The organism is uncultured Dialister sp. (assembly GCF_900538805.1).
In the GTDB taxonomy this organism is placed as follows: Bacteria; Bacillota; Negativicutes; order Veillonellales; family Dialisteraceae; genus Dialister.
This window is the reverse complement of record NZ_UPZP01000110.1, coordinates 1-7080: the sequence shown is the minus strand read 5'-3', so window position 1 is coordinate 7080 and position 7080 is coordinate 1. Positions and strand designations below refer to the sequence as shown.

Annotated in this window: 7 protein-coding genes and 4 tRNA genes; all 11 read right to left on the bottom strand. The window is 50.3% G+C overall.

Annotated features, from left to right (window positions below; all coding sequences use genetic code 11):
- Positions 1 to 92: 92 nt before the first annotated feature.
- The 11 genes from QZQ29_RS08360 to QZQ29_RS08310 all read right to left on the bottom strand — a co-directional run bounded on the left by QZQ29_RS08360 (position 93) and on the right by QZQ29_RS08310 (position 6840).
- The gene (locus QZQ29_RS08360; protein WP_296962270.1) at positions 93 to 542 is read right to left on the bottom strand and encodes a DUF188 domain-containing protein; all 450 of its coding nucleotides are present in this window, start codon (positions 540 to 542) and stop codon (positions 93 to 95) included.
- A gap of 54 nt (positions 543 to 596) precedes the next feature.
- Positions 597 to 1220, bottom strand: coding sequence for an ECF transporter S component (locus QZQ29_RS08355; protein ID WP_296962268.1), 624 nt, complete (start codon positions 1218 to 1220; stop codon positions 597 to 599).
- A gap of 156 nt (positions 1221 to 1376) precedes the next feature.
- Complete coding sequence (locus tag QZQ29_RS08350) at positions 1377 to 2231, bottom strand: hypothetical protein (RefSeq protein WP_296962266.1); 855 nt, start codon at positions 2229 to 2231, stop codon at positions 1377 to 1379.
- Between the two features lie 350 nt (positions 2232 to 2581).
- Entirely contained in the window at positions 2582 to 3856 is a 1275-nt protein-coding gene (locus QZQ29_RS08345) for a DEAD/DEAH box helicase (protein ID WP_296962264.1), read from the bottom strand.
- A gap of 76 nt (positions 3857 to 3932) precedes the next feature.
- Complete coding sequence (locus tag QZQ29_RS08340; RefSeq protein ID WP_296962262.1) at positions 3933 to 5090, bottom strand: MFS transporter; 1158 nt, start codon at positions 5088 to 5090, stop codon at positions 3933 to 3935.
- Positions 5091 to 5212: 122 nt separating this feature from the next.
- Positions 5213 to 5297 (bottom strand) — tRNA-Leu (locus QZQ29_RS08335).
- Between the two features lie 34 nt (positions 5298 to 5331).
- Positions 5332 to 5417 (bottom strand) — tRNA-Leu (locus QZQ29_RS08330).
- Between the two features lie 5 nt (positions 5418 to 5422).
- Positions 5423 to 5498: transfer RNA gene (locus tag QZQ29_RS08325), tRNA-Phe, on the bottom strand.
- 7 nt (positions 5499 to 5505) lie between these two features.
- Positions 5506 to 5582: transfer RNA gene (locus QZQ29_RS08320), tRNA-Asp, on the bottom strand.
- Positions 5583 to 5791: 209 nt separating this feature from the next.
- Positions 5792 to 6397 carry a DUF1638 domain-containing protein gene (locus QZQ29_RS08315; protein ID WP_296962260.1) on the bottom strand — a complete coding sequence of 202 codons (606 nt, stop codon included), beginning with the start codon at positions 6395 to 6397 and terminating at the stop codon, positions 5792 to 5794.
- 65 nt (positions 6398 to 6462) lie between these two features.
- On the bottom strand, positions 6463 to 6840 hold the full coding sequence (locus QZQ29_RS08310; protein WP_296962258.1) for a hypothetical protein: 378 nt from the start codon (positions 6838 to 6840) through the stop codon (positions 6463 to 6465).
- Positions 6841 to 7080: the final 240 nt, after the last annotated feature.

The following is a 7080-nucleotide window of genomic DNA, read 5'->3' as shown; positions in this document are numbered from 1 at the left end:
TTCGCGTCGTCCCATTCCTCGCATTGCATAAAAATTCTAGAATAAAAGCAGACAACGATTTAATCAGCGCTTCCCTAGTGCCGCATCGTTTTTTATTTGTCCTTTATTCTCTCTGCCAGAAAATAGCAGAGACACTGAAAAAAGATTTTATTCTGTTTTCTTTCCCTTTTCGCCGGTCCTTTCCAGTGATGCTTCGATGAGCGTCTTGCTTTCCCTGCTTCATAGAGCTGCTGAAGAAGGCCCTCTATATTGTCTTCGGTATACTGCCATCCGTCCTGATGAAAAGCATAGGCCCTCCTGGAAAGGACCAGGGACGCCAGACCGTAGTCCTGGGTAATCACCACGTCCCCCGGGTGTGCAGCGGAAATGATGGCCCAGTCCGCCGCATCCCTGCCCTTGTCCACCACCATGACCCGGCTTTTTTCTGAATGAATCAAGTGGCTCGTATCACAGAAAATAATAACCTTGAGACCATAGAGGGCAGCCGCCCTTTCCGTTTCTTCAATCACCGGACAGCCGTCGCCGTCAATGAATATTTCCATACCTGTCTCCATAAAAAAACTGCAGGCAGACCGCCCGCAGTTTTTCATTTCATTTTATTTCAGCTTCCAGCCGGACTTCTTCAGCATGGTCACCACCGGCACAATGATGACGGCGGAAACGATGGCTTCCGGCACGCCGTTCATGCCAACGATACCCATAATGGTGGCGCCGACGGCTTCCACGGAAATGCCCTTGGATACTGCATAGGGAGCACCTACCAGAAGGAAGAAGGAGCCCAGGAAGAGCACCGTATTGCAGAGGGCACCGCCAATGGCTGCTGCGCCTACACGAAGGCCTTCACGGCCGGGCATATGCTTGTAAACGAACCATGCAAAGAGGCCGATGCAGATTCTTGGTACGATGCAGATGAAGGCATCGTAGAAAGGATTGTACTGCAGGGCAAACTGCAGGAGCAGGCTTGGCGCCCGAAGGGACTGAATGAAGGAGAAAAGTCCGAAAAGGAATCCCACCAGCGCCCCTACCTTAGGTCCTGCCACCAGTGCACCGATAATGGTGGGAATATGAAGGATGGTGGCATTCATGACAATGAGGGGAATGAACCCATATCCTGTGAGCCCCAGGAAAATGGTAATCCCTGCCAGAAGGCCGGACACCGTAAGCTGGCGAATACTTAAAAACACGTGATTTTCCTGAGGAGCATGATTGACTTTTTCCATTTTGTAACCTCCGTTCTTACTCTCAGCGAGATATAAGCCGTAAATGCGGCGATATACTCACCCTGCGGTCCGGTTCCATCCTGATACCGGCAAAGCAGGGCCCCTTTATCTGCCAACAATTATTATAGCGAACAAATTTTATTTGTCAACACTTTCCTATTTGAAAATCCAGCGGGTCAGACGCTTGGCTCCCATGAGGGCAAAACCGGTGAGCCACAAATCAGAAAGATAGGGAAATACGGACAGGTAGGAGGGGTCCAGATAGGCCCGCCACAGGCCGCTACCCGTAATCCTTGAAGAAACCACCACCGGTATGAAGAGAAGGAAAAGCCAGAAGATAGCGGAAAATACAGATGTCACCGCCCGCTCGCCCTTTGTCCCCTCAAGGGAAAGGAACAGGAAGAGTCCGAAGGTCATCATGGCCAGGAAGATTTTCCCGTAAAAAACGATGCCGAAGATTTCCATCAGGAAAAAGGACGCCGTAAAGGGATCCAGCCGCATGCCGCCGGCATAATAGAGCCCCAGAAAGGAAATCATAACAGTGCCGGGGATAAGGCCGCTGAGAAAAGCACAGCCAAGCCACTCTGCAGCCAATGCATTTTTATCCTTCAGCCGGCCGTAGAGAATGGCCAGCATCCGGTCCAGGAAGAAGGCAAGGAGCACAAAAACAGAAAGAGCCAGGAACGCCGCCAGGCCCGCCGGAGCAGGAGAAGATTTCCACATCCTGTCTATGGAAGGAAGGTAGTTCCAGAACACCACCATTTCCACAACCACAAAGGAAAGCCACAGCGGTACATGAACCGCCGCCCTCACGGCTCCCAGCTCACTTCCCCAGCCCTTCCTCTGCACCAGATAGAAAATGAGGGGCACAAAGAGCCCTGCCGCCCAGTAAGCAATGATGCCGGCAGACAGGGACAAGGCGGTGTGCACCACAAAGCCCCCCAACCCCCAGGGAATGGTGAGCGCCAGCATCCAGAGCAGTTGTTTTATACAATCTTTATTCTTTAACATGGTATCACCTCAATGAGTATATTTTACCACACTTGTATATAGGGACAGGTTCAAAGCTGCAAAGGCCGCGGCTTCGCCGCAGGTTGCGTAGAAGGGCTGTATTTGCTTCGCTCAAGGGGCGTGGTGAAGGGTTCAGAAGGTTCAGAGGGTTGTGGTATCGCCTGGCGGCGATGAATAGAAAATCAGCGTTACGGGATTATTTTTTGTGACGCCATTGCTGCATGGCTTAGTACTATAGCCCCCTTCCTCAGGAAAGGAGGCAGCACCGCAGGCGCCAGGGATAGGGGCCTCATTTTTCCAATGGGCCATCGTTTCCCTAAAAAAGCCGCCCGTTTTTCGGGCGGCTTTTCTTATTTTTTCTTTCCTTTTTTATCTGTTTTATCCTTCTTCCGCTTCTGGCGCATGTTCTTTCCCTTATGTCCCAGGGCCTTATGTTCCTTTTTCTTGGTGGGCTTGTACATGCCGGGGGTGACTACTTTCTTCTTTGGCTTTCCCTGGCGGACGCGGCGCACATTGCCCTTCTCATCGTAGCGGGTAATGGTTTCAGAAATGGATTTCTCCAGTTTCCTAAGGAGGCTGCCGTCTTCCGGTGTGGCGTAGGTAATGGCGATCCCCTTTGTGCCGGCCCTTCCGGTGCGGCCAATGCGGTGCACGTAGTATTCCAGATTTCTTGGAATGTCATAGTTGAATACGTGGGTAATGCCTTCCACATCCAGCCCCCGGGCTGCAATGTCGGAGGCCACGAGAACCTGGATTCTGGCTTTTTCAAACTCCCGGATTACCTGGTTCCGCTGGCCCTGGCTCATGTCTCCGTGGATTTCATCCACCACGAAATCCGTTTCTTCCTGCAGCTTTCCTGCAATTTCATGGGCCTCTTCCCTGGTATTGCAGAAAACAACGGCCATGTAGGGATTCATTTCGGTGAGCTGCTTCACCAGTAGTTTGAATTTCCTTGGTTTTGTCGTTTCATACACCCGCTGCTCCACAGTGGAGGCCGCTGCCTTTTCGGAAACATCGATGACAGCGGGATGGCTCATGTATTTACGGGCAAGCCGTACCGCTTCCTCCGGCATGGTGGCGGAGAAAAGGAGAAGCTGTCTCTTCTTTGGCGTTTCGTCCACCAGGGCTTCTATGTCTTCCCTGAAGCCATTGGCCAGCATCTGGTCCGCTTCGTCCAGGATGACGGTCCTCACCTGGGACAGGTCAAGGCTCTTTCTCCGGATATGGTCCAGAAGTCGGCCGGGGGTGCCGATAATAACCTGGGGATCCCTTTTCAGCTTCTGCAGCTGGTTTTCAATGGTTCTGCCGCCGATGATGTCGACTCCGTCGATTCCAAGTTTCAAAGCAAAGGGGCGGAATACGTCAAAGACCTGCTTGGAAAGTTCCCTGGTAGGAGTCATGATGAGGACCTGGGTGGCGCCTCTATCCCTGTCTACTCTCTGAATAACGGGGAGCAGGTAGGCCAGGGTCTTGCCGGTCCCTGTCTGGGCCCTTCCGATGAGGTCTTTTCCCTTGAAAATCGACGGAATGGATGCCTGCTGGATGGGGGTGGGCATTTTGATGCCCTGTAATTTCAAAAGGGCCGTCAAATCTTCTCCTACCCCGAGTGCTGCAAATGCGTTCATATATCCTCCTGTTACTGCAATGCGTATAAATTTCTTTTATTATACCATATAGGACCTTTTATGTCTGAAACCGCAGTCATTCCTCTTCCTTCACAGGTGGAAGAGTAAAGGACACCACCACCCCCAGGAGACCGGCGGCCCATAGAATCTGAAGCGCCGCCTGCAGTCCCCACATATCTGCCGCCCATCCCACCATCGGTGCAAAGATGCCGCCAAGGGTAGTAGAAAGGCCCAGGGTTACGCCGGAAGCGAATCCTGCATTCCTGCCAAGATATGTCTGTCCCAGGATGACGATGGGGCTGTAGGGCATGAATACGGAAAGGGCAGCCGGAATGAGGAGCAGGGAGGCCAGTACCAGACTCCCCGTATGGGTGAGCAGGAAATAGGCAGGCACCATGCAGAGAAAGGCGGTGCGGATAATTTTCAGAAAACCGATTTTGTCGGCCAGCACACCGCCCAGATAGGTAAAGCAGGCTCCCAGACCGAAGAGGATGGAAAGGGCGGTGGTTCCCTCCCCTTCCGTGGCTCCCAATACATGAATCCAGAGAAGAGGGATAAAAGTATTACTCAGGGTAAATCCAAGAGAACGGGCCAGTATGAGTACAGACAATTTTCCGAAGGAAACCCAGTCGTTCCTCTTTTTCCTTTCCCCATGGATGAGTGCTTCCTTCTTTTCTTCCAACGACGAAGTGCGAAGCGCCGAAGGCAGGCGCAGATAAATAGAAAAGGCCAGAATCGCATTCAACACGCCGAAAATCAGAAGAGCATGAATGCCCAGCCGGTAAGCGCAGAGGCCTGCCAGAAGTGGGCCTATGGCAAATCCCGCATTACCTCCTACGGAAAAAATCCCCATGGCCCGGCCCTTCCGGTTTCCGGAAATCCGATTCACCATGAGCGCCGCTTCGGGATGGAAGAGGGCGCTGCCAACACCGCAGCAGAGAGCTGCTGTGAAAAGGGCAGCGTAGCTTCCGGTAAAACCTACAGAGGAAATGGCACCGCCACAGATGAGGCAGCCCATGGGTACAAACCAGGGCTTGGAAATCTTGTCGGAATAATAGCCTAAGAGAGGCTGCATGACGGAAGCGATGAGCACATTGGCAAAAACAAGCATACCTGCTTCCTGGTAGGAGAGGCCGTAATGGGCAATGAAATAGGGAAGAAGCGCCGGTATAGCCCCCTGGGACCAGTCCGTGGCCAGGTGTCCCAGCGCAAAGAAATAGACCGATGGATTCATAGAAACCCTCCTTTTCCCCTTATTGTATAATAGACTAGGGAAAAAGAAAATCCTAGTTTCTCTTGACTTCCTCATCAGCACAAAAAAACTTCCAAGCAATAAGCTTGAAAGTTAATTTTGAGTGGTGCGGTCGGAGAGATTTGAACTCTCACGGATTACTCCACTACCGCCTGAAGATAGCGCGTCTGCCAGTTCCGCCACGACCGCATATGAAATTAAACAACAAGTAATTAGGAAATTGTGGTGCGGCTGGTGAGACTTGAACTCACACGATCGAAAGATCACTACCCCCTCAAAGTAGCGCGTCTGCCATTCCGCCACAGCCGCATATATGGTGCCTCAGAACGGAATCGAACCGTTGACACAAGGATTTTCAGTCCTTTGCTCTACCAACTGAGCTACCGAGGCAAAATTGTGGCGACCCGGATCAGATTTGAACTGACGATCTCCGCCGTGACAGGGCGGCATGTTAGACCACTACACCACCGGGCCGCACGTAAGTTACTTAATTAGTATACCCACCATCCCCTCTTTTGTCAAGGGAATGGATAGGTTTGTCATTTATAGGTAAAAACGGGAGAAAAAGAGAGAGAATCATAGCATACAGGCCGATTCTCCCAAAAACTTACAATAGAAAATTTTCACTTTCTCACTATTTTATGAAAAACTGGGGACATTAATAAATAATCCATGGTGTTCTTTCAAAAATTAGATGGAAATGATCCGGTCTTTACCTTTTCCCCCTTGGGAACCACAAAGAAATCCTGGTCAAAATTTCCTTTGGCAATCTTTTTCAAAATACCATAACCGCCATGAATGAAATGGAGCTTTGCTTTAAGCAGGTCCACCATGGGTTCAATATAGGTCTTCACCGGCTCCGTATCGTAGCAGCCGGTATCGATAATGTAAAAATCGTGAATCGGCGCATAGAGCTTTTTCAGATACTCATGGGCCTCCTCTTTTCCCATCTTCTTCTCCAGCTTTGCCATGTCGATGGACGATTCCTGCATAAACTGCATCCAGCTTTCCGTGAGGAAAACGCCATGCATGTCCCGTTTCAAGGTGGAAAGGCTGTCTCCTGAAAGAAGGATGTCGATGCAGTCCCTGGTTTTCGGGTATACCAGCGGCGCCGACGATGCGGTGATGCCTATGTTGCCTCCGCCGCAGCCCGTGGTGCACACCACGATTTGGGAAACATTGTAAAAATGATCGATTTTATCCTGCACATAATGATGAAGCACCTTGGGATCCCGATGAAGGCCGGGGGGCATGAAATATACTACACTTTCCGATTGAGCCTCTTTCATAGCCTCTTTCAGTTCTCCCGAGAGTGTCGGGCATACAAGAATTACAGTCTGATTTCCCATTTCTATCACCTCAGCATATAAATAACAGCTGCCCACATAAGAATCGTGGCAGCTGCGCCTGAAAATACAATCATGGCCCGTCCATTTCCACTGCGGCCCGGGCCTGGCACCCTTTTGCCAAAGCGGGACTTGGCACCGTCCAGAAAGAGAAGAATGGCGAAAGCCGCCGTCTGTGCATAGAGAGAAAAGGAAAGAACCTGATCCGAACTATCAGAAACAGTCACCAAAATGCAGGGAACCAGTATCACCGCCATGCAAAGAAGCTGCAGTCCTTTATACCAAAAAGGATATGTACGCTCCGGTGCTTTCTTTTTTACTGCCATCCAGCTCCACAGGGTCAAAAGGAGACCCAGGGCCAGAAAGATAAAATTGAATTCATCCATAAAAATCGCCCGTTCCGATACAGTTTTCAGAAAAGGAATCAAAGCAGAATTTCCTGTCATTATTGTGGCATAGGTAAAAGAATTTGTAAATGACAATTTCTCAAAATTGTTTAAAATCCAGTGCTATGAAAATCCGCTGTAAAAAAAGAGGAGAAATGTCTTCTTTAAGGAAGCGCTGATTAAATCGTTATCGGATTTCATTCTTGTATTTTTATTCAATGCAAGGAATCAGTCGACGCG